This is a genomic window from Uliginosibacterium sp. 31-12 (genome assembly GCF_030548425.1).
GTDB classification, from domain to species: Bacteria; Pseudomonadota; Gammaproteobacteria; order Burkholderiales; family Rhodocyclaceae; genus Uliginosibacterium; species Uliginosibacterium aquaticum.
The window spans coordinates 393,834-419,433 of the sequence record NZ_JAUOOA010000002.1 but is presented as its reverse complement, the minus strand read 5'-3'; the positions used below and the strand labels follow the sequence as shown (position 1 = coordinate 419,433).

At 57.0% G+C, this 25,600-nt stretch carries 22 protein-coding genes; all 22 read left to right on the top strand.

Annotated features, from left to right (window positions below; genetic code table 11):
• Positions 1–426, top strand: a 426-nt coding sequence (locus Q3Y64_RS07130) for a cupin domain-containing protein (protein WP_303560607.1), incomplete at its 5' end; no start/stop codon positions are given.
• Between the two features lie 64 nt (positions 427–490).
• Positions 491–1,615, top strand: a complete 1,125-nt coding sequence (gene gmd, locus Q3Y64_RS07125; RefSeq protein ID WP_303560606.1) for a GDP-mannose 4,6-dehydratase — start codon at positions 491–493, stop codon at positions 1,613–1,615.
• 236 nt (positions 1,616–1,851) lie between these two features.
• Positions 1,852–2,937 (top strand): GDP-L-fucose synthase, encoded by a 1,086-nt coding sequence (locus Q3Y64_RS07120; RefSeq protein ID WP_303560605.1) that lies wholly within the window; start codon positions 1,852–1,854, stop codon positions 2,935–2,937.
• A gap of 491 nt (positions 2,938–3,428) precedes the next feature.
• The gene (locus Q3Y64_RS07115) at positions 3,429–3,620 is read left to right on the top strand and encodes a hypothetical protein (RefSeq protein WP_303560604.1); all 192 of its coding nucleotides are present in this window, start codon (positions 3,429–3,431) and stop codon (positions 3,618–3,620) included.
• Between the two features lie 136 nt (positions 3,621–3,756).
• A complete protein-coding gene (locus Q3Y64_RS07110; protein WP_303560603.1) occupies positions 3,757–5,193 on the top strand; it encodes a mannose-1-phosphate guanylyltransferase/mannose-6-phosphate isomerase in 1,437 nt (478 codons plus the stop codon).
• Between the two features lie 112 nt (positions 5,194–5,305).
• The gene (locus Q3Y64_RS07105; protein WP_303560602.1) at positions 5,306–6,088 is read left to right on the top strand and encodes a WecB/TagA/CpsF family glycosyltransferase; all 783 of its coding nucleotides are present in this window, start codon (positions 5,306–5,308) and stop codon (positions 6,086–6,088) included.
• Entirely contained in the window at positions 6,085–7,155 is a 1,071-nt protein-coding gene (locus tag Q3Y64_RS07100) for a glycosyltransferase (protein WP_303560601.1), read from the top strand. Before Q3Y64_RS07105 ends, Q3Y64_RS07100 begins: the two co-directional genes overlap by 4 nt.
• 16 nt (positions 7,156–7,171) lie before the next feature.
• Positions 7,172–8,284, top strand: coding sequence for a glycosyltransferase family 1 protein (locus Q3Y64_RS07095; RefSeq protein WP_303560600.1), 1,113 nt, complete (start codon positions 7,172–7,174; stop codon positions 8,282–8,284).
• A 23-nt stretch (positions 8,285–8,307) separates the two neighbouring features.
• Complete coding sequence (locus Q3Y64_RS07090; RefSeq protein WP_303560599.1) at positions 8,308–9,528, top strand: glycosyltransferase; 1,221 nt, start codon at positions 8,308–8,310, stop codon at positions 9,526–9,528.
• A 199-nt stretch (positions 9,529–9,727) separates the two neighbouring features.
• Entirely contained in the window at positions 9,728–11,164 is a 1,437-nt protein-coding gene (locus Q3Y64_RS07085; RefSeq protein WP_303560598.1) for a lipopolysaccharide biosynthesis protein, read from the top strand.
• A 10-nt stretch (positions 11,165–11,174) separates the two neighbouring features.
• Positions 11,175–12,464 (top strand): VpsF family polysaccharide biosynthesis protein, encoded by a 1,290-nt coding sequence (locus Q3Y64_RS07080; RefSeq protein ID WP_303560597.1) that lies wholly within the window; start codon positions 11,175–11,177, stop codon positions 12,462–12,464.
• On the top strand, positions 12,461–13,447 hold the full coding sequence (locus Q3Y64_RS07075; protein ID WP_303560596.1) for an acyltransferase family protein: 987 nt from the start codon (positions 12,461–12,463) through the stop codon (positions 13,445–13,447). The genes Q3Y64_RS07080 and Q3Y64_RS07075 overlap by 4 nt, the downstream gene beginning before the upstream one ends.
• A gap of 73 nt (positions 13,448–13,520) precedes the next feature.
• On the top strand, positions 13,521–14,555 hold the full coding sequence (locus Q3Y64_RS07070) for an acyltransferase (RefSeq protein ID WP_303560595.1): 1,035 nt from the start codon (positions 13,521–13,523) through the stop codon (positions 14,553–14,555).
• A gap of 51 nt (positions 14,556–14,606) precedes the next feature.
• Entirely contained in the window at positions 14,607–15,227 is a 621-nt protein-coding gene (locus tag Q3Y64_RS07065) for a serine O-acetyltransferase (RefSeq protein WP_303560594.1), read from the top strand.
• A 118-nt stretch (positions 15,228–15,345) separates the two neighbouring features.
• Entirely contained in the window at positions 15,346–16,419 is a 1,074-nt protein-coding gene (locus Q3Y64_RS07060; protein ID WP_303560593.1) for an endo-1,4-beta-xylanase, read from the top strand.
• Between the two features lie 74 nt (positions 16,420–16,493).
• On the top strand, positions 16,494–17,339 hold the full coding sequence (locus Q3Y64_RS07055; protein WP_303560592.1) for an alpha/beta hydrolase family protein: 846 nt from the start codon (positions 16,494–16,496) through the stop codon (positions 17,337–17,339).
• 83 nt (positions 17,340–17,422) lie between these two features.
• Positions 17,423–18,787, top strand: a complete 1,365-nt coding sequence (gene cpsG / locus Q3Y64_RS07050; protein ID WP_303560591.1) for a phosphomannomutase CpsG — start codon at positions 17,423–17,425, stop codon at positions 18,785–18,787.
• A 266-nt stretch (positions 18,788–19,053) separates the two neighbouring features.
• On the top strand, positions 19,054–19,500 hold the full coding sequence (locus Q3Y64_RS07045) for a hypothetical protein (protein ID WP_303560590.1): 447 nt from the start codon (positions 19,054–19,056) through the stop codon (positions 19,498–19,500).
• A 190-nt stretch (positions 19,501–19,690) separates the two neighbouring features.
• Entirely contained in the window at positions 19,691–21,067 is a 1,377-nt protein-coding gene (locus tag Q3Y64_RS07040; RefSeq protein WP_303560589.1) for an O-antigen ligase, read from the top strand.
• 66 nt (positions 21,068–21,133) lie between these two features.
• The gene (locus Q3Y64_RS07035) at positions 21,134–22,420 is read left to right on the top strand and encodes an outer membrane beta-barrel protein (RefSeq protein ID WP_303560588.1); all 1,287 of its coding nucleotides are present in this window, start codon (positions 21,134–21,136) and stop codon (positions 22,418–22,420) included.
• A 193-nt stretch (positions 22,421–22,613) separates the two neighbouring features.
• The gene (locus tag Q3Y64_RS07030; RefSeq protein WP_217423246.1) at positions 22,614–23,177 is read left to right on the top strand and encodes a polysaccharide biosynthesis/export family protein; all 564 of its coding nucleotides are present in this window, start codon (positions 22,614–22,616) and stop codon (positions 23,175–23,177) included.
• Between the two features lie 52 nt (positions 23,178–23,229).
• Entirely contained in the window at positions 23,230–25,461 is a 2,232-nt protein-coding gene (locus Q3Y64_RS07025) for a polysaccharide biosynthesis tyrosine autokinase (protein WP_303560587.1), read from the top strand.
• Positions 25,462–25,600 lie beyond the last annotated feature (139 nt).

The following is a 25,600-nucleotide window of genomic DNA, read 5'->3' as shown; positions in this document are numbered from 1 at the left end:
ATGGTCGCGGACAAATCCCGCGCTCAGGACGTGAAAAACATCGTCACCCGCATCAAGGCCGAGGGCAAAACCCTCGCTGCCAGCCACCGCAAGGTGTATCGCCCCTGGGGCTGGTACGACAGCATCGACATGGGCCCGCGCTTCCAGGTGAAACGCATCGTCGTCAATCCCGGCGCCACCCTCAGCCTGCAGATGCACCACCACCGCGCCGAACACTGGATCGTGGTGAGCGGCACCGCTGAAGTGGTGAATGGCGAGAAAACCCTGCTGCTTGGTGAAAACGAATCCACCTACATCCCACTGGGCCATGTGCACCGCCTCGCCAACCCCGGTAAGCTGCCGCTGGAAATCATCGAAGTCCAGTCCGGCTCCTATCTGGGCGAGTACGACATCGTGCGCTTCGAGGATACCTACGGCCGTAAGTAACTCCCTCGCTCGGCAGGTGATCGCCTGTCGGGCGCCCAAGACTTCGCATAGGAAGACGAAAAGCATGAGCAAGAAAGTCGCCCTCATTACCGGCGTTACCGGCCAGGATGGTTCCTACCTCGCTGAATTCCTACTGGAAAAGGGCTACGAAGTGCACGGCATCAAGCGCCGCGCCTCACTCTTCAACACCCAGCGCGTCGATCACATCTACGAAGATCCGCACATCGAGAATGCCCGCTTCAAGCTGCACTACGGCGATCTCTCTGATTCCTCCTGCCTCACCCGCATCCTCAGCGAAGTGCAACCGGACGAGGTCTACAACCTCGGAGCCCAATCCCATGTGGCGGTAAGCTTCGAAGCTCCGGAATATACGGCCGATGTCGACGCCATCGGCACCCTGCGCCTCCTGGAAGCCATCCGCTTTCTGGGCCTCGAGAAGAAGACCCGCTTTTATCAAGCTTCCACCTCCGAGCTGTATGGTCTGGTGCAGGAAGTTCCCCAGAAGGAAACCACGCCGTTCCACCCGCGCAGCCCCTACGCCGTGGCCAAAATGTACGCCTACTGGATCACGGTGAACTACCGCGAAGCCTATGGCATGTACGCGTGCAACGGCATCCTCTTCAACCACGAATCCCCGCGCCGGGGCGAGACCTTTGTCACCCGTAAGATCACGCGTGGTCTGGCCAACATCGCTCAAGGCCTCGAAAAGTGCCTCTACATGGGCAACATCGATTCCCTGCGCGACTGGGGCCATGCCAAGGACTACGTGCGCATGCAATGGATGATGCTGCAGCAAGAGAAACCGCAGGATTTTGTGATTGCTACCGGCGTGCAATACTGCGTGCGCCAGTTCATCAGCTGGTCTGCCGCGCATTTGGGTGTGAAGCTGCGCTTTGAAGGCACGGGTGTGGACGAGACCGGCATCATCGAAGCCATCGAGGGTGACAAGGCCCCGGCGCTCAAGGTGGGGGATGTGATCGTCAAGATCGATCCGTGCTACTTCCGCCCGGCAGAAGTTGAGACGCTGCTCGGCGACCCCAGCAAGGCCAAGGCCGAACTGGGCTGGACGCCCGAAATCACCGCGCAGGAAATGTGTGAAGAAATGGTCGCTAGCGATCTAGAAACTGCCAAGCGGCACGCCCTGCTGAAGAAGCACGGTTTCGGCGTATTGGTTCCAACCGAACACTAATTCCCTTAACCGTCATTTCAAGAAACCTGAATGGCGAAACGCCTCACAGAAGCCCGCGTATCCCCACAAAAACGGGGTGCGGGCTTCGGCATGAAAGAGGGCCATGCCACCGTAACAGCGGGTTCAGCCGCAAAACCAAAGTAGAGCAAGCATCTGTAGGCGCTGCTTCAGCCGCACAAGCAAGGCAACAACCCCGCCGGGCATCTCGAAACGCGCAACTTGAAACTGAACGAGACATGAGTACACAGGAAAAAGTCTACGTCGCTGGCCACCGTGGTATGGTGGGCTCTGCCATCGTCCGCCAGCTTCAGGTTCAAGGCCACGCCCAGATCCTGACCCGTACCCACAAAGAGCTTGATCTCACTAATCAGGCTGCTGTGCGCGCCCTCTTCGAAGCCGAAAAGCCCACCCAGGTCTACCTGGCCGCGGCCAAGGTCGGCGGCATCCACGCCAACAACATCTACCCGGCCGAATTCATCTATCAAAACCTGATGATCCAGGCCAACATTATCGAATCTGCTTACCGCACCGGCGTGCAGAAGCTGCTCTTCCTTGGCTCCAGCTGCATCTATCCGCGCGCTGTGCCCCAGCCCATGGCCGAAGAAGCTTTGCTTACCGGCCAGCTGGAACCTACCAACGAACCTTATGCCATCGCCAAGATCGCCGGCATCAAAATCTGCGAAAGCTACAACCGGCAATACGGCACCGACTACCGCAGCGTGATGCCCACCAATCTGTATGGCCCGGGTGACAACTATCACCTCGCCAACAGCCATGTTCTGCCCGCGATGATCCGCAAATTCCACCTGGCCAAGATGTCCATGGAAGGGGATCTCGCCGGCATCGTCGCCAACGAGCAGGCGCATGGCGAAATCCCGGTGGATATTCTTCAGATGCTCGGGCTGCTCAGAGATGACGAAGGGGGCGAACTCGCCTTCCTGTGCCACCCGCACTCCGTTCAGTTATGGGGAACCGGCACACCCTACCGCGAATTCCTTTACGTGGACGATATGGCAACAGCCAGCATCCACGTCATGAATCTCGATAAAACCCTCTACGACACCTATACCAGCCCCATGCTTAGTCACATCAACGTGGGTTATGGCTCGGACTTCACCATTCGCGAAATGGCCGAAAAGGTTGCCAAGATCGTCGGGTACCAGGGCGAAATCGAATTTGACGCCACCAAGCCCGATGGCACCCCTCGCAAATTGATGGACAGCACCCGCCTGCGCAACATGGGCTGGGAGCCCAAAGTCGATCTTGAGGCCGGGGTGAGAATGGCCTTCAAAGCCTATCTGGCGGAGAACTCAGCCGCCTGACGCGGCATGGCGCTTTTGATGGGTCGGCTTCAGCCAGCGGGGCCCAGAGTGGTGCAGGGGTCATGCGGCTAAAGCCGCACCTACGAAACGCGTCGGGCCCGTTTCCGGCTCAAACCGCAGCCACGCATACCATCAAGCATCGTTCTGCCCCGCGGCGGTGCGCTGCCTTCGATATTCCATCGCCAAGCCCTTCCCCCAAAGGGCATATCCCCCTAAAAATCAGCAGCTTCCGTTCGCCGGGCTTGAGTCGCGAATAACTTCGAGGCTGTGACATTTGCCGCATTCCTGAGTAAAAAATTCAGGCTCTTGGCGTCAACTGAGAACCACTTCTCACGCACCCGCAACATGCCCGCCGTAACATCCGCACAAACCCTGATAGCGGCCATTTAGCGCGATCAAAGGGGTAAGCGGGTGAGTACTCCTTTTGCGCATGTTTATTGCTCTGCACAAAGCGCTACAGAACAGAAATCAGCCATACCTGGGGAAACATCATGAATCTCTACATCCGTTGCGCAGTGGTTTGCCTCGCCAGCCTGGGGCTCATGCTTTTTTCCGGTCTCATGGCGGGCAAGCAGGATGCACCCAGCACGATCGCAAGCGCCGAGCCGCTTGCCACCGCTTCGGCAGCGCTCGGGAGCACGGCGCTGCGCGATCTGGTCGAATTCAAAGCTCGCAGCAACTAAGAGGTAAAGGCGCCGGGTGGCGGCATTTGGCCCGGCCTTTGCATGGCTTTTAATCCACAGCCATCGCCCCTGAACTAAGCACTCAGGCTTCTGGCCGATAATCAGGCACTCATCGTTTTCTCAGGAATTTGTAGCCATGCTCCAGCCCGTCATTCTCTCCGGTGGTTCCGGCACCCGCCTGTGGCCTGCCTCGCGCGAAACCTACCCCAAGCAGCTGCTGCCGCTGACGGGTCCTGAATCTCTGCTGCAGATCACCGCGCGCCGCCTTGAAGGCTTCGCTGCCGAGATCGCCAAGCCGATCGTGGTGACCAACGAAGAGCACCGCTTCATCATCGCCGAGCAGATGCGCCAGATCGGCAAGGGCTCGGACCGCATCGTGCTCGAACCGGTGGGCCGCAACACCGCCCCCGCCATGCAGCTCGCCGCGCTGGTCGCCACCCAAGAAGGCGGAGACCCGATCCTGCTCGTGATGCCGGCCGACCAGATCGTCACCAACGGCTCCGCCTTCCTCGCCGCCATGGCAGAAGGCCTCAAACAGGCTGAGGCTGGCGCACTCGTCACCTTCGGCATCGTGCCGGACCGCCCCGAAACCGGCTACGGCTACCTGCGCACCGGCGAAGTCATGCCCGGCGCCAGCAGCGCCCGCAAGCTCGCCGCCTTCGTCGAAAAACCCGATGCCGCCCGCGCCGCCGAATACGTCGCCAGTGGCGACTATCTCTGGAACGCCGGCATCTTCATGATGCGCGCCAGCGTCTGGCTCAAGGCCCTCGCCGTTCTCCAGCCCGCCATGGCCACCGCCTGCCAGAGTGCTGTCGATGGCGCCAAGCGCGACAGCGACTTCATCCGCGTCGACAAAACCGCCTTCACCGCCTGCCCGTCCAACTCCATCGACTACGCCGTCATGGAACAACTCGGCGCCCACCCCGAACTCGGCCAGCCCGTTGTCGTCCCCATGGACGCAGGCTGGAGCGATGTCGGCGCCTGGGACGCCCTCTGGAGCGTCAGCAATAAGGACGCCGAGGGCAACGCCACCCAGGGCGAAGTGATGCTCGAATCCACGCAAGATAGCCTCGTCTTCGCCCAGAGCCGCCTCGTTGCCACCGTCGGCATCAAGGACCTGATCGTCGTCGAGACCCCTGACGCCGTCATGGTCGCCGACAAATCCCGCGCTCAGGACGTCAAGAACATCGTCAGCCGCATCAAGGCCGAAGGCAAAACCCTCGCTGCCAGCCACCGCAAGGTGTATCGCCCCTGGGGCTGGTACGACAGTATCGACATGGGCCCGCGCTTCCAGGTCAAGCGCATCGTCGTCAATCCCGGCGCCACCCTCAGCCTGCAGATGCACCATCACCGCGCCGAGCACTGGATCGTGGTGAGCGGCACCGCCGAAGTGGTGAATGGCGATAAAACAATGCTGCTCGGTGAGAACGAATCCACCTACATCCCGCTGGGCCATGTGCACCGCCTCGCCAACCCCGGCAAGCTGCCGCTGGAAATCATTGAAGTCCAGTCCGGCTCCTACCTGGGCGAGGACGACATCGTGCGCTTTGAAGATACCTACGGCAGAAACTGATCAATATCTGAGCTGTGCGGAAAAAGGGGCTACTAATGTCGCCCCTTTTTCACTTTTCTGAGAAAAATTCATTTCATCGTCTTGATTCAAAATAAAAGGTTGAGCACAGATCATGCAGGACTGTAAAAAAAGCAAACCAGTTTTTGGGTTGAGATTCGGAATGCAGACCCGGTCAGAGGTGGTTCAGGATGTTATCTCATGTGAGATAGGCCTAGATTTTGAATCTCGTCTCATCATCACGCCCAACGTCGATCACATTATTACGCTGCATAACAATCCGGAGTACCGGAAGGCTTGTGAATACGCCTGGAAGTTGACCGTTGACGGATTTCCTGTTGCCAGATTTTTGAGACTTGTTGGCGTACAGATCCCGGAGCGTGTTACCGGGGCTGACTTGTTCCCTGAAATCATGCATGCACTTGAGCCTGAAAAGCACCGCCCCTGTTTTCTTGTTGCTACCGAGCATACGCGCGCTTTCCTTGTTTCCTGGCTCAGCGAGCACGGATTTGATTCGACGAACTGTCTGGTGGCCGTGCCTCCCTTCGGTTTTGAAAAAAATGAGCACATCTCCGATCAGCTTGTTTCCGAGCTTGGCCGAATCAATGCCACTCACCTTTTCATGGGGGTAGGGGCGCCTAAGTCCGAGGTGTGGGCTTATCGAAACAGATCGCGTCTGAACAATGTCTGCGTATTGTGTTTTGGCGCTGGTATCGAGTTCTTCAGCGGGAATCTTGTGCGTGCGCCGGAGTGGATGCAGAAGTTTGGTTTTGAGTGGGTTTGGCGTCTTTGTTCTGAGCCCCGCCGGCTAGCGCGGCGTTATCTGGTTAACTCTTGGAAGTTTTTTTATTACGCAACAAAGGAAATTGTCAGACAAAAGAAAGGGCTGGGGGTATGACTGCGTTCAAGCCAATGAGCTCCGTGTCAGTTCTTGTCGATTATTCGCATATGGGTCGGAAAATTACCGGGATTGAACGGATTTCGGCCGATCTTTTTTCTCCGGAAGTGCTTTCTGATTTTAAGGCGCTCCATACTCCGCATGCTTCGGCGCTTGGCATGATCCGCGAGCAGTGGTTTGGCATCCCTTGGCTGGCGGCCCGTTATCGCCATTCAAAGCTACTTTTTCCAGGGTTCCCACCCAGCATTCTGGTGTCCTTGCTGTTTGGTGGTCGTGTTGTGCCTTATATTCACGATCTATTTCTGCTTGAGCGCCAGAACGAATTGAATGTTCGTGCGCGCCTCTACATGCGCCCATCTTTTATTTATGCAGTTCGGCACTTGCATAACTTCTTCGTTAATTCTAAGACGACAGAAGAAAACCTGCGCAAAGTGTGTCGGCCCGATGCCAAAATCATGACCTTGCGACCGCGTGCCGAAAACGTCTTTGGTTTCGAAAGAAAAGAACGTCAAATTCCAACTGATGGCGCCCCGCTCAAATTTGTCATGCTTGGTACGCTTGAACCACGTAAAAATTACGAGTTTGCTGCTGAACTGACCGCTGTGCTGGCGACCAAGCTGGGGCGGGCGGTGGAGTTGCATATCTCCGGGCGTGAGGGGTGGGGGGATGTCGCTCTGAAGCTCAAGCGCTTCCCGCATGTCTCCTATCATGGTTACCTATCAATTCCCGCATTGCGTGAGCTGGTTGGGAAGAGCCACGTATTTCTATGTACTTCACTTGACGAAGGTCTTGGTCTCCCTTTGCTTGAAGTGCTCTATAGCGGTATTCCCATGGTGGTGTCGGATATCCCCGTGTTTCGTGAAGTAGCCAGTCTGGCCTCTACCGCATTCATACCCAATTCCAGGCTGGAGGACGCAGCTATCGCTCTGGCTTCTGCGCTGGCCTCCCCCGATTTTTTCGCTAGCAGCCCTGTCAAATCAACGCATGCAACGCAAAGCTGGAATCAGCTCGCGGATGCTGACATGGATTCTTTTCGCGTATTCATGCGCCGGCCGGAAAACAAGTGAGCGGAAAGAACGCCGGATGAAAGAAACATTACTCATCAACCATCTGCTTGAGCCCGGCAATCGGATTTCCGGAATCAGCAACTACCTGTTCTCTCTTCTGAAGGCGATGATTCAGGAGGATAGGTTTCGCATCGTACTGCTCACTTGCTGGCAGCGCGAACAGTTGCCTGTCGAAATAAGGGATTCGGCCATCATCGTCGAAGAACACCCCTTTGTCGCCTCACAGCCCTTGAATATTCTCCGACAGAACGCACTGCTACACATGCGAGTTCGTCGCTACCATGCCGATCTGGTGTTTAACTCCAATCCGGTCGGTGGTGTATTGACCACTGCACCGAAAATATTTGTCGCGCACGACCTCTATTTTGATGTTTCACCGAACTCCTACAAATGGCATCATCGTCTATGGTGGAATATTTTCTTTCCGCTTGCGTGCCGAAGCAGTGCTGCAGTCCTGTGTGTTTCAGCCAATACCCAGCATGATGTGCAACGCTTTCATCCGGGCTTTTCGGCCAAAACCCGTGTCGTGCTTGAGGCTCCTTGCCTTGAAATCAGCAGTTCCGCAGCCCGTTCGCCCGAGCGTTTTGGCCTTTTTGTAGCTAATGTTTCACCGAATAAGGGCGCGCAAACCCTTGTTCATGCGATGTCTCTTCTTGCGCGCGAAGGTCAGCCCTTGCCGCTCCACCACGTTGGTAGCGATGACCAGGGCCGTTTCCCTGAGTACGCGGCACAGTTCGAAAACGGAGCTGGTGTTTATCCCGCCTCGCTTGGTTACCTGCCGGCCTCAGCACTGAGCGAGCTTTATGCTTCAGCGCGCTATCTTGCATTTCCTTCGCATTTCGAAGGTTTTGGCTTACCTGTGCTTGAGGCTCAATCTCATGGCTTGCCTGTTATCGCCAGCGATATTCCCGTGTTGCGTGAAGTGGCCGGGGAAGGGGCCCTGTTTTTTCCGCCCGGTGATGCCCGGGCGTTGGCAGATTGCATGAAAAGCTTGCACGACGACGACGCCCTTTTTAGTGCGCTTTCTAAAAAGGCACTGGCGAATGCCACGCGCTTCAGTTGGGAGAAGGCGGCACGTGAAACCGGTGAATTAATAACCCACTGCATCAAGCTGCATGCAGCAGCCTGAGAACCGCACGAGAACTTTTGAGAATGAACACTCCGCAGATCTTTCGCAGCACGCTTATCTCTCTCCATGCGCTGGACCCTTTTGGCAGCAAAGTAGGCGGGATAGAGACGCACGTTCGCCAAGTCATTCGCTATCGTCCTGACGACATGCGCGTCATCCTGATTGGCGTGGATGACAGTGGCCAACGCAAGCTTGGCGAGCTCGTCGAAATCAAGGACGAAGCGGGCAGCTACTGGTTCATGCCCATCATGCACTGCCACAAGGTAGCGGTTAACAGTGCAGCCAAGCGCCTGCTGCAATCGGTCACCCTGAATTTCTTCAAAAACGTGCTGCGCTATCTGCCGCGCATTCGTGCGCTTGCCAGAGAGATGCCTGCCACGCTTGATATCCAGCGCTACGAATACTCATGGCTGTGCCAGTTGATTGGCGTGCCCTATGTACTCACCACGCACGGTGACATGAGGCCCGATCAGCCTATGGATTCGTTGCTGTCGAAATACCCTTATCTTCATCACTTCAACGAAGCTCATGCTGTTCGGCATGCTGCGCACGTTTATTCGGTGAATAAGGAGCAGACCGATCGGATCAGCAAGGACATCAAAGGCGCCGCAGGCAAAACCGAGTTCATGACTGTCAGCGTCGACGACAGGCTCTTCCAACCAACGCCCTATCTCCAGCTTGATGGACCGGTGCAGATCGCATTCGTTGGCAGGCTCGATCACTTCAAACGGCCCGGCATGATGTTCGACGTTATCCGCCGCATCGATGAGCTTGCCCCTGCCGGAGCGCGCTTTCACTACGTGGGCGCAGCAGATCCTACGGTTTTCCCAGAATTCGCGGCTATTGTTGGTATATCCAAACGGCATGGCTTCAAAAACTCTGCCCAGATCGCTGAGCTCTGGAAAGGCTGGCATCTGGGGCTGGTGACCTCCACCTTCGAAGGCATGCCGGTCTATGTGCTCGAAGCGCTGTGTTCAGGCCGCCCGGTGTGCTCCATCCATCTGCCGCAGATGCATCTCGTGATCAGGGATGACGTCAGTGGCACCGTGCTGCCGGGCAACAACGACAGTGCCGAGCTTGCTCAGGCCCTGGCGGACGAGTTGCTTCGCTACTGGAGCCGGATTCGTACCGGAGAGCTTGAGTCTCAGGCCGTGAGCGAATGTGTGGCGCCCTACAAGGCCAGCCGTCAGATGGGCGTTCTGTTTGCACGCCATCAGGCGGTGCTTGGGGAGGTGACGGCATGACGGATCATGCTTTCGCGGCACACAGTGCGTTGCATCTATTTAGTAAAACGTCATTGCTATTAGCTTTCGGGCAGAAAAACGTTCTGACCCGATGGGCGAAAAGTCTTATCCAAAAATTCGCTATGAACAGATTGGCTTCGCGACTGGAGCGGCCATTTTTCAAAGCAAACGTCGAAATAGGTGTTTCGGTGCGCTGACGATGTTGATACGAAAAACCCTGCAGATGCTCCCGGCGCAATTGCTGAGTCCGCTGGCGCAATTCGCTTCAGTACTGATCTGGACGCATATCGCCAGTTCCGACACGATTGGTGCCACCACGCTGATCACCGGTCAGCAGGAACTGGTCCGAGCGCTTTTTTTGGGTTGGTGGTCGCAATACGCCTTGCGTTTCGTGGGCGAGCAGGGTGCGGCAATCGAACGCTTCGCCAGCACATCTGTCCGTGTTCTTGCAGTCTCGGCCGTCGCGCAGATGGTGTTTGCGCTGTGTTTGCTAGTCTGGCTGGTCTCTGCTCAGCCATCCGGCTTGCTGGTGCTGGGCACCGCGGCCTTTGTTGCGCTCAGGGGCATCAATCAGCATCAGGCTACCGTGGCGGCAGCTCTTGGCCGGGCGCTGGATTACAACGTGCTCTCCCTTTGCGGGCCGGTGCTGGGCCTTGGGCTCGGCTGCGCCATGCTGCTCGCCTATGGCGACAATCCCGCCTTCCCCTTGCTGGGTTATGCCGCCGGGGAAGCGCTAGGGGGGGGGTATTCGCTCAGGCGTGCTTCTTGGGGCGGTTTTGGTCATGGTTTTGATCGACCGATTCTGCGTCAAGCCTTTGAGTATGGCTCACCTCTACTGCTCTCCGGCGTGCTGGCCTGGCTGGCTGTCAATCTCACGCGCTATCTGGTTGACTACCGCCTTGGCTTGGCTGCCGCTGGCCAGTTCGCAGTGGGGTTCGGCCTCGGTCAGCGCGCAGCCGCTATCGCCGCCATGCTAGTCACGGCAGCGGCTTTGCCCATGGCGATCCGGCGAATGCAGGAGTCAGGCCTTGAGCGCTCCATGCAGCAGTTGGCGGATAACTGTGCCTTGTTGCTGGCTGTGATGCTGCCCAGCCTGCTCGGTTTGCATCTGGTGAGCCCTGATCTCATCCGCCTCGCCGTTTCTTCAGAATTTCAGCAGAGCACCCAGGCCATCCTTCCTTGGGCATTGATCAGCGGGGGCATGTTTGCCTTCATCTACAACTACCTGAACCACTATTTTCTGGTCACCGTGCGCCCGCGTCCGCTTGTTCTTGTGGATGTGAGCCTGGTCGTGCTGACCTTCACGTTGTTTTTTCCGTGCATGGCCTGGTGGGGGCTGTCGGGCGGCGTGGTTGCGATGGCGCTGGCCTCTTCGTTGGTCGCCGGGGTCATGCTGATCTATCTCCTTGGCTGGCGGGAGTTGCGTTTTCCCTTGGCGGAGTTCCTGAAAATCAGCGCCAGCTGTGCGCTGATGGCGCTGGTCATTCTGGCAAAGCCGGTGTTGGGCACCCAACTACTCAACCTGGCCGGAGATATTGCTGCAGGTACGCTGGCCTACGCCCTGGCCATGCTGCTTGCCTACCATCGTTCGATCCATGCTGCTTGGGTGCGCCGGCGGGCCGCCGCCGGAGGCTGAAGCGATGCTAGTGTCCGCACCCGATTGGAACTTAAAGAGCCCGGGCCTGCCAGGTCTGCCTGAACGGCTGCTGCTCCTGTCTGCGCTGTTGATCATCGGTGCTTCTGGCAACCTGCTGGCGTTGTGGGGCTACAACTACGCAGGAGAAGGCGGTAACCCGCTCGAGAAGATTCACCCCTCCACCCTCACGCTGCTGCTGGCCTGGCTTTCCTTTTTGGCCTATCGCGAAGGGGGCGCGCGGCTGATGGCGCTGCTGCGGCAGCCGGGTATTTTGATCGGCTTGTGCTGCAGTGTTCTGGCAATCGTCTATGCCCAGTTGGTGCTTGGTCAGCCGCTCTCCGGGGTGGTGGTGAGTTGGTTGAGTCCGGTTCTGCTTCTGGCCTTGCTGCTGCAGTTGAATGAAAGCCAGAAGCGTCGGCTGGAATATCTGCTGTACGCGCTGATGCTGGTGAATACAGTCATGGGCGTGATCGAATTTGCCCAGGGCAGCGCGCTGGTGCCACCAGTGTTGCTAGATTACACCGGTTTTGGCCAGGAGCTGGACATGGCCGAATGGGGCGAGTGGCGTGCTTCGGGCTTGTTCGGCCATCCATTGGCGGCGACCTTGGGCTGCGGCATCTTTGTCGTCACCCTCTATACCCGCCTGTGCTTCAGGCGGCTAAGTCTGGTTCAGGGCTTCACCCTGCTGCACTGCCTGGCGGTGATGCCCCTGTTCGGCGGGCGCACCAGCATTTTCGCGACCCTGCTCTTCGTGCTGCTGCTGAGTTCGGGCCGCGTTTTGCTGGAAGTCTGGGGGCGGCCACGGAACCGCATTGATCCGCTCAAGGTCATGCTGAGCCTCCTGCTCTTGCTGCTGCTGGCCTTGTACGCCTATCAGGCCGGCATGTTCGATCCCTTGCTGGAGCGCATGCAGGACGATAACGGCAGCGGCCGCACCCGCCTGGCGGCATGGGAGATTTTCCTGAACACCCCCCTTTCGGAAATCCTGCTGGGAGATTTTCGCGGCATGCTGGTGCAGCGCCAGGTGATTTTTGGCACTGTCTATGGGATCGAGGTCTTCTGGCTTGGCATGCTGCTCATCTACGGCTTGGTGGGCAGTGCTTTGTTATTCGCGAGCGGCTGGCGCGTGCTGAGGGCGATGGCCGTGCGTGTCTCACCGCTTACCTGGTGGCCCGCCGCCTTCTTCCTGTTTGCGATCTCATCGGGGGTGGGCCTCACAGTCAAATCCACCAGCTTTAGCACCCTTCTGCTGGTCATGCTTCTGTTGCGGGACGCTCCCCTGCCCAGGAGGGGCCGATGAAGGACGTGCATCTGCGCTGGATCGATGCGGCCAAAGGCGTCGGCATTGTGCTGGTCGTATATGGCCATGTTGCCCGTGGGCTGCTGAACGCGGGGCTGGATGCAGGGCCCTGGATGAAAATGCTGGATGCGGTCATCTACTCCTTCCACATGCCCTTGTTCTTCATTCTGTCGGGCTACCTGCTGGAAGGCAGTGTCGTAAGGCATGGCTGGAATCTTGTCGCGAAGCGCGCTGGGTCTTTGCTCTATCCCTTTGTTGTCTGGTCATTGCTTCAGGGGGGGATTGAAGTTCTGCTGTCGCGCCACAAGAATTTCCCGGTGAGTATTGAGGATGTGCTGCTGGGCCTGATCTTTCCCCGTCAGCAGTTCTGGTACCTCTACGCGCTCTTCTTTCTGACGGCGGCGAGCATTCCGCTGCTGGTCAGGCGACGGTCTCCTTATGTGCTGACACTCTTTTTCGCAGGGGCCGCATGTGCGGCCGTGTATCTGGACTTGCCTGTTTTCATCCCCCCCCTGGCATATGTCGCCGGCTATTGGGTGTTCATCCTGTTCGGCGTGCTGCTATGCCGATACGGAGTGCTGGAAGTATTGCGCAGTTACTGGGTGGGCTTGGCGCTCATGGCTACAGGGGCACAGTTTCTGCTTCTTGACTATCAATCCGTTGCGCTGGCAGGCCATTCCTGGCTCTGGCTGGGCATGGCCTTGTTGTGTGCATGCGCCGTTGTAGCGGTCTGCCTGAAAATGCCTCCAGGCTTGCAAGGCCCGCTATGCTTGTTGGGGGCGGCCTCACTCGAAATTTTTCTCATGCACGTGATTTTTGCAGCGGGAATCAGGATTGTTCTTATGAATGTATTTGGAATCCGTAGTGCCGTACTGCACCTTGTGCTAGGCGTATTGGCAGGTCTGGTTCTTCCTTGTTTGATAAAAAGGCTGGCGGCGAATGTGTGGGGGGGGGGCAGTCGCCAGCCAAGATGGTTTCGATGATAAAAGGAAGAGGTCGTTGATCTGATCCGGCCGGACGACCTACGGAATTTTTTGCAGAAAGATTGGGTTGAATATGAAGGAAAGAAATTTTCCTATTGAAAACATGCGCGCCGTTGCGTGTGTTTTTGTGGTGTTTGGTCATGTCTGGTGGATATCCGGTTTTCCTCTTGACGGTGTGTCTGGGGTTTTATTCAAACTCGTTTGTGATGGTACTTATTACTTTTGTTTTATAGGCGGATTTTTGTTTGGCCGCTATGTTTGTGTCGATTTTGGATACAAAGATTATTTACGATCAAGGTTTTTTAGTACTATTTTACCGTATTTGTTTTTTTGCTCAATAGTTGTTTCGGCGGCGGTCTTTGCTAAAGGTCCGTACTCTGAGTATTTTTTTGGAAAGTTCGATGGTTTCTTTGGGCGATATGTTTACCCCTATGTCGGGTATGTGCTGACGGGCCGAGCAATTACTGGTTATTGGTTTATTCCGATGATGACTTTGTTTTTTTTGGTCAGCCCTGCTGTTGTTCGCTGGGGGTGTATGCCTCTTCGGTTTAGGTGCGTATCTATACTCGCATGGGTTTTTTTGGCTGGATTTGCAGGGCGGTCTTTGGATAATATCAATCCGCTTCAAGGTTTGTTTTACTATATGCCTACGTTTATGCTCGGGGTTTTGTTTTGTTGTGAAAAAGAAAGATTGTCTCGTTGGAGTGGGTGGGGTTTGCCTTTGTTTTTGATTTTCTTCTTCGTTTCTTGTGTTGATCTGTTTTGTTTTGGCTCTGCTTATGAGACTCAAAAGCCGATGTTTGAGTACGCTGGTTTTAATTACAACTATTTTTTAAAGATGGCTCAAGTTGTAGGGCTTTATTTTTGTTTTGAGCGGTGGCTTAACTTCAGTGTTCGAGGTGTATCGGTAGTGTCTGCGGTGAGTTTTACGATATATCTGTCTCATCCTGTTGTAATTGCTGTAGTGCATAGGCTGGATTTTGTAAATGGTAGTGGCGCGCTCTATTGGCTGCTTATGTCTCTATCTGTAGTGGGGGTCTGTGTTGGGTTTTCCTTGTTAGGAAAGCGAGTTCTGAAGGGTAAGAGTAGATTTGTTTTGGGGTGTTAGTGTTTTATAAGTGGCTTAACGAGTATGGTTTCTGAAAATTGAGGCGGTTTTGTGGGTATTCAAAGTAGGCATGAGCTTGAGTATTTCTTGGCGGCAGACAGGTTTGCTTTGGGGCGTGACAGGTCTCGTCCTTGTTTTTATGACCAGGTCTGGAAATTTCAAATTTTTCTTAGATGTGTTGAGTTCTACTCTGGACAGTCTGGTGTTTTGTCGAGTCTGTTGTTGTTCTATTTTAAATTTAGAAAACTAAGACTTGCGCACTCTCTCGGTTTTGATATTCCGCCAGATGTGTTTGGTCCAGGGCTGAGAATCAATCATTTTGGAAATGTTGTTGTAAATGTTAATGCTAGGATCGGTGCCTGGTGCGATATTCATCAGGGGGTTAATGTTGGTGTTGATTTTGATGGAGGGGTGCCGGTAGTTGGCGATAATGCATGGATCGGTCCGGGGGCTAAGTTGTACGGACCTATAAGTATTGGGTCTGGTGTTGTGATTGGCGCTAATGCTGTGGTTAATAAGTCTTTCGGGTCGGCAGTTACCGTTGCCGGAGTTCCCGCCAAGGTGATTAGGGGTGAGGGGACAGAGGTTCTGGATGTTGCGGCTAGTAAGCGCCGGGCAGTGCTGTTCTATAGCCTTCACCCAGAATATGCTGTGTTTCAGGTTGGTGGATGAGCCTAGTTCGATTTGTGATTCATAGATAAATGGATTTGCGTGGGATCGGGTGTTGTGGGGGGCTTGTTTTTGAGCAGGTTTTGATGTTTGTGGGTAATTTGTGATCCGCAGAAATTTTTTGAAGTCATTCTGGCTTTTGCCTTTTGGGGCCACCGAGTTGGTAGGGTGTCGTCGCTTCGGGCGGGTAGCGTATCGCGCCTACGATCAGGAGGTTCCGGCGCTGAATGCGCTATTGCGAGGGCGCGCGCTGTTTGGTGCCTCCTTTGACATGGAAGCTGTTGATGACCCGGCCTATGGGGCTTTGTTCAGAAAGCACTGCGGCCTATTGACGACCGACTTCAGCATGAAATTTGGGCCTTTGCGCCCTTCTATGGATAGGGTTGATTTTTCAAAGGCAGATCGCTTGATTGATTTTGCCGCTGAGGCCGCCATTCCTGTACGTGGGCACTGCCTGATCTGGAATGAGGGGAACCCGGAGTGGCTCAAGCGTCTCAGCCCAGCCGAGGTGCGCTACTGGCTTGATCGCCATGTGGCAGAGATGGTCGGGCGCTATGCTGGCCGGATGCATTCATGGGATGTGGTGAACGAGCCATTCTGGCCGGATCACGGTGCGGAGGGCGGATTTCGCAAGGGAGTGTGGTACGACGCCATGGGCCCGGGCTATATTCAGCGCGCATTCTCAAGGGCTGCAATAGCGGATCCCACCGTGAAATTGTGCCTGAATGAGGCCTGGGTGGAACGTAATACACCGATGGCGCAGAAGGTGCGTCAGGGTTTGTTGCGGACGGTGAGGAACTTGCTGGACGCGGGTGCGAGGATCGATGCGGTGGGTTTGCAGTGTCATCTCGAGCCGGGGCCATCAATGAGTCTGAATGTGCTGTCGGACTTCATCGGTGAACTGGGGGAACTGCCAGTGGAGGTCTATATCACCGAGTTGGATGTGCGGGACGGATCTTTGAGAATGTCCCGGCGGGATGCAGAGGTGGCAGTAGCTGAGCTGTACGGGGACTTTTCCAACACGGTGTTGGCGCACGCTAACGTGAAGGCAATGATCTCTTGGCAGCTATCCGACAAATATTCATGGTTGCGTAAGGAAGGGTTTGGTCAGACGCCTTTGCCGTTTGATTCGAACATGCGCCCGAATCCTGCATATTTTGAGTTGGCGAGAGTTTTTTGTGAGCATTCTCGGTAGTGGTTGATTGGGTGCATGGATTTTCAATAAATAGTAATGTTTTCCATTTATGTTGAAATAATGGAGATGGTTTTATGTTTAGGTTCTTATTGGTTGTTGTTTTTTGTTTGGTTAGCAATGCCGTTTTGGCTTCCGAAGTCTTGGGGAGGACGTTTTATTCTCCAGTTCTCGGGAGGAATTTGAACTACACGGTTTATCTTCCTGATTTATACAAGGCGTCGAGTGACTATTATCCTGTTGTTTATTTCTTCCATGGCCACGGGGGAGGGGATCGTTCATGGGTTGATGAGGCAGGGGTGACTAAGCAACTGGATGCTCTTATCGCAAAAGGAGAAATTCAGCCTTGCGTTGCCGTGATGATTGGCGCTGGAACTTCGTGGTACGTCGATCGGAAAGAAAAGATGGAGTCAGCTTTTTTTGGTGATTTTGTTCCTGAGATAGAGCGGTCTTTTCGTGTGGTCGCAGATAGGCGGGGGCGCGTTGTTGCGGGCTATTCTATGGGTGGTTTTGGTGCGCTGAGGTATTCGCTGAAGAATCCAGGTTATTTTTCTGCAGCTATTCTGCTTTCGCCCGCGATATATACTCCAGAGCCGCCTTCAAATTCTGCGGCTAGAGGGTCTGGGGTTTTTGGTGTTCCTTTTGACGCAAAAGTGTGGAAAGAGTTGAATTATCCAAGCATTTTGGATGGGTATGTAAATGGTAGAAATTGGGTTCCGATGTTTATCGCTTCTGGCGACGACGATGAGTTTTTTATCGAAAAAGAGGCTGCGGGTTTGTATGCGATTTTGAGAGGTTTGCAACAGCCTGCTGAGCTGAGAATTGTTAACGGTGGCCACAGTGCGGTTTGGTCAAGCCTTATCGGGGATGGTCTTAGGTACGCCATGAAGTTTGCAGCTCAGCCTCGAAGTAAGGTGCAGTAGGGATTTTTTGAAGATTTTTTGTTTCCATAGTGATGAAATCAGTGTTTGGAGCGAAGATTTGAACCCAAAACGGTGATTGATATATGAGCAAACTGACCTGTTTTAAAGCCTATGACATCCGTGGCGAACTTGGCCCGGAGCTGAATGCCGACATCGCTTATCGCATCGGCCGTGCCTATGGCGAATACCTCAAGCCCGAGAGCGTTGTGGTGGGCGGGGATGTGCGCGCCACCTCCGAAGAGCTGAAGCTGGCGCTGGCCAATGGTTTGATGGATGCCGGTGTGGATGTGATTGATCTGGGCATGACCGGCACCGAGGAAATTTACTTCGCGACTTTCCATCTTGGCGTGGATGGCGGGGTGGAGGTGACGGCGAGCCATAACCCGATCAATTACAACGGGATGAAGCTGGTGAAGGCTGGCAGCCAGCCGATCAGTGGCGACACGGGGCTCTTTGAGATCCAACGCCTGGCCGAGGCGAATACCTTCGGGCCGGTGGGCCAGCGCGGCTCGCTGACCCGGCAGAGCACGCTGGATGCGTATGTGCAGCACCTGCTGGGCTATATCCGCCCGGCGAACCTGAAGCCGCTGAAGCTGGTGGTGAATGCCGGCAATGGCGCGGCGGGGCATGTGGTGGATGCTATTGAGGCGGTGTTCGCGAAGCTGGATGTGCCGGTGGAGTTCATCAAGGTGCATCACGCGCCGGATGCCACTTTCCCGAACGGCATCCCGAATCCGCTGCTGCCGGAGAACCGCTCGGCTACGCGCGATGCGGTGATCGCGCACGGGGCGGATATGGGCATTGCCTGGGATGGCGATTTCGATCGCTGCTTCCTGTTTGATGAGACCGGTGAGTTCATCGAGGGCTATTACATCGTGGGCCTGCTGGCAGAGGCCTTCCTGAAGAAGAGCCCGGGCCAGAAAATCATTCACGACCCGCGCCTGACCTGGAACACGGTGGGCGTGGTGACCGAGGCGGGCGGCGTGCCGGTGCAGAGCAAGACGGGCCACGCTTTCATCAAGGAGCGCATGCGGCTGGAGGATGCGGTGTATGGCGGCGAGATGAGCGCCCACCATTACTTCCGTGATTTCGCGTATTGCGACAGCGGCATGATCCCCTGGCTGCTGGTGGCTGAACTGCTGTGCGTGCGCGGCGAGAAGCTCTCGGCGCTGGTGGCCGAGCGGATCGCGAAGTTCCCGTCTTCCGGCGAGATCAACAGCAAGGTGAAGGATGCTGCGGCGATCATTCGTCAGGCTGAAGCGCGCTACGGCAAGGATGCGCTGCTGGTGGACCACACGGATGGCTTGTCGGTGGAGTTCGCCGAGTGGCGTTTCAACCTGCGCATGTCCAACACCGAGCCGGTGATCCGCCTGAACGTGGAAAGCCGTGGCAACTCGGCACTTTTGCACGCTAGCACTGAGGAGCTGTTGGCGTTTATTCGTATTTGATTTCAGCGCTGCTCTTGTTTTGGCTCGTATGGCTTTTGGTCATTGAATGGAGGGGCGCGTATGTGTGTCAGGTTGAATCTTGGGGGGGGCCTTGGGCGTGTTTCTAATAGGGGCGCTTCTATGTTTAGTGGGCGTCTGCGTCAATTTACTTAATGTGTGAATTTTGCCCTGTTTGGTGAGAAGTTGAGTCCTGTCAATCAGGTGTGATCGGTATACTTTGCAGCGTTTATAGCCCGAATTTGATACAGGGGGATGGAATGTCCGTAATGAACAAGATTTCCGTGCTGACCTTGGCGCTGGCAACCATGGTGAGTGGTGTTGCTTTTGCGCAGGGCGCTCCGAAGGCCCCCAGCGCTCTGGGTGCCAAGGCGACCGCGCAAGTGAAGGCTGGCAAGACTGCTCAACAGATCGCCGAGGCGCTTAAGGCTGAAGGCGCTGATTCCGGTCAGATTGCTGCGGCTCTGCTGGAAGCTGGCGTGCCGCCGGCTCAGGCTCAGGCCGCGATGGTGAGTGTTGGTGTGCCGGCTCAGGAAGCCTCGACCGCGCTGGTGGCTGCGGGCGCTGACCCGGTGGCTGTGGCGGGTGGCCCGACGGCCGCAGGCCCGAACTCGGGTGCTCAGGGTGCGGCTGGCGTAACGGGCGGTTCGAATCAGGCGCCGGCCCTCAATGGTTCGTCCTTTGGTGGTGGTGGCGGTGGCGCCAGCCGCAGCTGATTCTTCGCGATGCCGCGCAAATGGCAGCTACGGCTGCCATTTTCTTTGGCTGTTTGCGTAGCCGCCGAGTTTTGTTGGGCCGGCTTCAGCCGGCGGGGCCCGGGTTGGTTGCGTGGCGCGCGGATGGTTCCGCAGCGACGAGATCGGGTTGATGTTCTCTTGATGTGAAATTTGATCGGAACCAGACTGCATGGCGGCATGGCTTGAGCGGGTGGAGGGCTGGGCGTTTGTGGCGTTGCTGGGCGTGCTGGCCTGGGCGCCTGTGCCGCTGGCGAGCAATCGCACCTGGGCGCTGGGCTTTCTGGCGCTGACCTTGCTAGGAGTGCTGGGCCTAGTGGTGTTGGCAGCAGCTGTGCGTGGCGATTCCCTCCTTGAGCGGCTGGGGGCTGGCAAGTGGCCGCTGGGCTGTGTCGTGCTCTTCGGGCTGTGGATCGCTGGGCAGCGCCTGCCCCTGATGGGCAATACGCCGATTTCGGCGGAGCTTTTCAACAGCTTGCAATACTTGCTCGCGACCATGGCGTATGCGGCGGCGTTTGCGCTGGTGCTGCTGCTGGTGAATACGGAGCGGCGGGTGATGTGGCTGGCCGGCACGATTGTGGGGGCCGGGGTGTTTCAGGCTTTGCTGGCGATCGGTCTGTTTGCTTCGCGTGCCGAGCACATTTATCTCTTCATGCACTACCAGCAGGGCAGCCGGGCGATGGGCACCTTTGCCAACTTCGATCATCTGGCGGGCTATATGCAGCTGTGCATTGCGGCCGGGGTGGGGGTGATGCTGGCGCGCATGGGAAGCTCGGGTGCGGTACCCAACAGACGCCAGCGGCTGGTGGCTGTACTTAAGTTCATGCTCTCGGGGAAGATGCTGGTACGCCTGATGCTTGTGGTCATGGTGATCACGCTGGTGCTGACGCGCTCGCGCATGGGCAATGTGGCCTTTTTCTCATCCCTGTTGCTGGTGGGCGGGCTGGGGATGCTGAACAACCCGCGCCTGCGCAAATCGGCTTTCTGGCTGGTGCTGAGCCTGGTCGTGGTGGATGTGGTGATTGTGGGGCAGTGGGTCGGGCTGGATCGCGTGGTGCAGCGCCTGCAGAACACTGCGGTGGAAACCGAGCATGCGCAAGGCGAAGAGTCTCTGGAGCAGCGGGCAGAAACGCCAAGGCAGGCTTTGGGAATGGCTTTGGAGCGGCCGCTGACGGGGTTTGGTGCGGGCAGTTTCTATACGGTATTTCCTCGCTTCAAGAGTGCGGACAAGGAAGGCTACTGGGATCACGCACATAACGATTATGTGCAGATCGCGGCCGAAACAGGCTTTGTGGGGCTCGGACTGCTGGCTGCGGCGGTGTTGCTGACGATAGGGCGCATTGCGCGCCTATGGAGCGAGCGTGAGTCGCGCCTGAATCGGGGGGTGGCGTTTGGCGTGGCGATGGCGATCTGTTGTTTGTTGATTCACAGCTGGGTGGATTTCAATCTGCAAATCCCGGCTAACGCATTGACTTTCTGTGTGCTTTTGGCTCTGGTTTGGGTATTAGTTCCGCGCCGGGCTGACAAAAATCAGCGATCATCGGCGTGAGAGCTGCAATGCAGCAAAAAGATGATCGCGGCAATGGGATCAACAAAAATTGACTCGGGGGTTTGTATGAAACACAAGCAACTTCATCTGGTAGTGACTTCGCTATTTGCCTTGGGGGCGACGGGGGTTTGGGCGGCTGGCGAGGCGGACACGATTCCGGCTTCTTCGCGCGCTGTACCGAATTCGGCCAATGTGCTGCCCGGCAATGTGTTCGAGTCCGGTGGGGTGCCGGTGGCTGCGGGGCGTTCGCAGCAAGCCCTGAAGGTGGCCGATGGCGTTAATGTCTATGCAGATGCCCAAGCCTCTACGGGTTATGACAGCAATGTGACCATGGCAGGCAAGGGTTCGGAGCCGGGCTCGGCTTTCTACCGCATTCGCCCGACCGTGACCGCCGAGACGCGCTATCGCGAAGATCGTTACACCTTGGGTTACAAGGGTGACTTCGTGCATTACCCGAATTTCGATCCCAACAGCCTTGGGCAGAATGATGTGATTTTCCAGGCGCAGAATGTGTTCAGTTCGCGTGCCGCGATGGCTTGGGGGGCTTCGAGCGGTGATCACTATGATCCGATCGGCTCGACTGACCGCAGCATCGGCAATCAGACGGCTGACCACTATCGCAGCAAGGCGGTGAGCGCCACCTTCCGTTACGGGGCTGAAGAGGCTACCGGTCGTGTGGAAATGGATGCGGGCTGGGGCTCCAAGCGCTACCAGAACAATCGTGCGACCACCGAGTCGGCGGATGTGGACAACACCAATGTGGGCGCTCGCTTCTACTACCGCGTGATGCCCAAGACGCGCTTGATCGCTGAGTATCGCCGTACCTATTTTGATTACACCAACGACACCAGCCTGCTCTCCAACGATGACACCCGCTACCTGCTGGGGCTCTCGTGGGATGCTTCGGCTGCGGTGACCGGCACGATCAAGGCAGGCCAGCAACAGAAGAACTTCGATACCAGCGTCCGCCAGGATTATCTGGGCCCGACCTGGGAAGCTTCGGTGCGCTGGAAGCCGCTGAGCTATTCCTCGTTTGATCTGATCGGTGGCCGTTCCGCCAACGATCCGGATGGGTTCACTGGTGTGCCGATTGCCAAGAGCGTGTCGTTGGGCTGGAACCACGACTGGAAGAGCTATCTGCACAGCAAGCTGTCGGCTGGCAAGCTGGATACCAACTATCGCAACACCAACCGGAAGGATGACGAGTACGTCTATTCCGCTGCGCTGATGTATGACGTGCGCCGCTGGCTGGGCGTGGGTCTGGAATACACCTTCTCGCATCGCGATTCGACGGTGGATACCTATGACTACGTGCGTCGCCTGAGCATGCTGAAGGTGGAAGCGTCGTTCTGATAGCCGGGCCGGTTTTGATTGTGTAGGGCCGGCTTCAGCCGGCGGGGCCCTGGATGGTCAGCGGGCATGCACCTGCATAATCGCTCGATTGTATTTGTTGAATGGCCGCGCTGGCAGGCGCGGTTTATGCTGGCGTTGTGAGCGAGGGTTGCCAGCCGGCAGCCCTTGCGTCTGGTTCGATTGGAGAGACTTGATGTTCTTGCGCGTTGTGAGCCTTGTGCTGCTGATGTTCTGGAGTGCGCTGGGCCTTGCTCAGGCACCTGCGGCCGAGCCTGCGTCCGTTTCGAGTTTTCTCTCTGCTTACCGTCTTGGTGCAGGCGATGTGATTTCGGTTCGCGTTTTTGGTGAAGAAGATCTGAGCCGCGAGAAGATTCGCCTGACCGATAGCGGCTCGATTTTCATGCCGGGCCTCGGTGAGCTGGCGGTGCGTGGCAATACGCTGGGCGAAGTCGAACAGAAGGTGGTGGAAGGCCTCAAGGGCCGCATCCTGGTGAATCCGAAGGTGTCGGTTTCGGTGGATGAATATCGCCCGTTCTTCATCAACGGCATGGTGGACAAGCCCGGTGGCTATCCCTTCCAGCCGGGCCTCACGGTGCGCAAGGCGGCTTCCCTGGCGGGCGGCTTCAAGGAGCGTGCTTCGCTGAGCAAGCTTTTTCTGATTCGCGGGGATGATCCGCAACAGCGCCAGCTCAAGGTGGATCTGAATACCGCGGTCTATCCGGGCGATATCGTTACGGTGGAAGAGAGCTTCTTCTGATTTCCGGCTGGCTTGCACCGCAACCGCCCTTGTCTTTTGGTCGTTCCCGAACATGAATCAACATACCCAATCCGTTTCCGAATCCGAGCAGGGCTTTACTGCGCTGGGTGGTGGCTTGTCTGAAGAGAGCAAGCTTGAGCTGCTGGAGTACTGGCGCAGCATCACCAAACGCAAGTGGGCGATCCTTGCGCTGGGCCTGGTGGTGGCCGTGCTGGCGGGGGCTATAGCTTTTTCGATCACGCCTGAGTACCGCGCGACGACGACCGTGCTGATTGAGCAGGGCAAGCGCAAGGTGCTCTCGATCGAGGATGTCTATGGCGGTGCTTCGCAGGAGAAGGAGCACTACCAGACTCAGGTGGAGATCCTGAAGTCCCGCGAGGTGGCAACCCGCGTGGTCCGCGGCCTGCGCCTGTGGGAATACCCGGAATTCGATGTTCGCAAGCCTGACGACAGCGTGATCGGCAAGATCAAGAGCGCGCTGGGTATCCAGAAGACGGAAGCCACCTGGACTGAGGACAAGCTGGTGGATGCCGTAGTCGACTCGTTTTCCAAACAGTTGTCGGTGGAGCCGGTTCGCCTGAGTCAGCTGGTGAAGGTGAGCTTCACGGCCGAAGACAAGAAGCTGGCTGCGCTAGTGGCCAATACGGTGGCGGATTCCTATATCAGCGCTGACCGTGAAGCCAAGTTCAAGATGACCCAGCAGGCCAACAACTGGCTGCAGGAGCGCACTCAATCGCTGCGCGACAAGCTGGTGAGCTCGGAGCAGGCCCTTCAGGCTTATCGTGAGAAGGCCGGGATCGTGAGCCTTTCGGGCTCGGCCCAGACCATGATTGGTCAGCAGATCGGTGAAGTAACCCAGCGTCTGGTCGAGGCCAAGGCGCGGCGTGCCGAAGCCGAGAGCGCTTATGAACAGATGCGCTTGGTGAAGGACGGTGACTATTCCTCGGTGCCGGCGGTAGTGCGTAACCAGGCCGTGGGTGAGGCCCGCAAGGCCGAGGCCGCCGCCAGCCAGAAAGTGGCTGAATTGCAGCAGCGTTATGGCGCCGAGCACCCGAAGATGGTGCAGGCGACTTCCGAGCAGAAGGCGGCCAAAGACAACCTGATGCGCCAGATGCAATCGGTGGCGGCCAGCTTGACGCGTGAGTACGAGTCGGCCAAGGCTACTGAGCGTGCGCTGGAAGGCGCGCTCAATTCGGCGCGTGGTTCGGTGCAGAACGTGAACCGCCAGGAGTTCCAGCTGGGTGTGCTTGAGCGTGAGGTGCAGACCAACAAGCAGCTCTATGAAATGTTCATGAACCGCGCCAAGGAAACCCACGAAAGCGGTGATCTGCAAAGTGCGGTGGCGCGCGTGGTGGATGCTGCGGTGGCGCCGATGCTGCCGGTGAAGCCCAAGAAGGGGCAGGTGATTGCGATTGCGCTGGTGCTGGGCCTGTTCGCCGGCGTGCTGGTCTCCCTGCTGCTGGACAAGCTCGACAACACCGTGAAGGGCATCGAGGATGCGGAGCGCCGCTTCCAGTTGCCGGTACTCTCTGCACTGCCCGAGCTGGGTGCGCAGGCTGGCAAGAATGCCATGACGATGTTCATCGATAAGCCGGAGTCTCATCTGGCGGAGGCGGTGCGCACCGCGCGGACCGGCGTGCTGCTTTCCAACCTGGATGCGGCTTGCCGGGTGCTGGTGGTGACTTCGAGTGTGCCGGGTGAAGGCAAGACCACCGTGGCCTCCAATCTGGCTTTGGCCCATGCCCAGACCAAGCGCACGCTTCTGATCGATGCGGATATGCGTCGCCCGCAGGTGGCGCGCCGCCTGGCGCTGCCGCCGGCTGCGCGTGGCCTCTCGGCTTTGGTCGCAGGAACGGCAAGGCTGGAGGAGTGCATCCACAGCATCAAGGGTTCTTCGCTGGCGGTGATGCCGGTGGGCGAAGTGCCGCCGAATCCGGCCGAGCTCTTGCTCTCGCAGCGCTTCCGCGAAACCTTGGAAGTGCTGGCCAAGCACTACGAAGTGATCATCATTGATTCGCCGCCGGTGGAGCTGGTGAGCGATGCGCTGGTGATTGCACCGCTGGCGACCAGTGTGGTGTACGTGGTGCGGGCGATGGAAACGCCGTATCCGCTGGTGCGCAAGGGCCTTGTGCGCCTGCAGCGCTCTGGCGGGAATTTGCTTGGCGTGGTGCTGAACCACCTGGACTTCAAGAAGGCCCAGACGTACTACGGCGAGTACTCGGGCTACGGCAAGGATGGTTACGAGGGCTACGGCTACTCGCAGAAGACAAAAAGCGCAGCCTGATTTCGCTGCGGGCGGTTTGACAAGATGCCCGCGTAAGCGGGCATTGCGGTTTCTGGCGGACTGAAATGCCTCGCGCAAGAGCTGCCTTGAGTTCTGTCATTCCCGCGCTGTCGGGAATCCAGTGTCTTTTAGAAAGTGG

Bases quoted from the DNA above. Each gene is read 5' to 3' on its own strand.
- gmd (WP_303560606.1), top strand. From the start codon at position 491: ATGAGCAAGAAAGTCGCCCTCATTACCGGCGTTACCGGCCAGGATGGT.
- Q3Y64_RS07120 (WP_303560605.1), top strand. From the start codon at position 1,852: ATGAGTACACAGGAAAAAGTCTACGTCGCTGGCCACCGTGGTATGGTG.
- Q3Y64_RS07115 (WP_303560604.1), top strand. From the start codon at position 3,429: ATGAATCTCTACATCCGTTGCGCAGTGGTTTGCCTCGCCAGCCTGGGG.
- Q3Y64_RS07110 (WP_303560603.1), top strand. From the start codon at position 3,757: ATGCTCCAGCCCGTCATTCTCTCCGGTGGTTCCGGCACCCGCCTGTGG.
- Q3Y64_RS07105 (WP_303560602.1), top strand. From the start codon at position 5,306: ATGCAGGACTGTAAAAAAAGCAAACCAGTTTTTGGGTTGAGATTCGGA.
- Q3Y64_RS07100 (WP_303560601.1), top strand. From the start codon at position 6,085: ATGACTGCGTTCAAGCCAATGAGCTCCGTGTCAGTTCTTGTCGATTAT.
- Q3Y64_RS07095 (WP_303560600.1), top strand. From the start codon at position 7,172: ATGAAAGAAACATTACTCATCAACCATCTGCTTGAGCCCGGCAATCGG.
- Q3Y64_RS07090 (WP_303560599.1), top strand. From the start codon at position 8,308: ATGAACACTCCGCAGATCTTTCGCAGCACGCTTATCTCTCTCCATGCG.
- Q3Y64_RS07085 (WP_303560598.1), top strand. From the start codon at position 9,728: ATGTTGATACGAAAAACCCTGCAGATGCTCCCGGCGCAATTGCTGAGT.
- Q3Y64_RS07075 (WP_303560596.1), top strand. From the start codon at position 12,461: ATGAAGGACGTGCATCTGCGCTGGATCGATGCGGCCAAAGGCGTCGGC.
- Q3Y64_RS07070 (WP_303560595.1), top strand. From the start codon at position 13,521: ATGAAGGAAAGAAATTTTCCTATTGAAAACATGCGCGCCGTTGCGTGT.
- Q3Y64_RS07055 (WP_303560592.1), top strand. From the start codon at position 16,494: ATGTTTAGGTTCTTATTGGTTGTTGTTTTTTGTTTGGTTAGCAATGCC.
- cpsG (WP_303560591.1), top strand. From the start codon at position 17,423: ATGAGCAAACTGACCTGTTTTAAAGCCTATGACATCCGTGGCGAACTT.
- Q3Y64_RS07045 (WP_303560590.1), top strand. From the start codon at position 19,054: ATGAACAAGATTTCCGTGCTGACCTTGGCGCTGGCAACCATGGTGAGT.
- Q3Y64_RS07040 (WP_303560589.1), top strand. From the start codon at position 19,691: ATGGCGGCATGGCTTGAGCGGGTGGAGGGCTGGGCGTTTGTGGCGTTG.
- Q3Y64_RS07035 (WP_303560588.1), top strand. From the start codon at position 21,134: ATGAAACACAAGCAACTTCATCTGGTAGTGACTTCGCTATTTGCCTTG.
- Q3Y64_RS07030 (WP_217423246.1), top strand. From the start codon at position 22,614: ATGTTCTTGCGCGTTGTGAGCCTTGTGCTGCTGATGTTCTGGAGTGCG.
- Q3Y64_RS07025 (WP_303560587.1), top strand. From the start codon at position 23,230: ATGAATCAACATACCCAATCCGTTTCCGAATCCGAGCAGGGCTTTACT.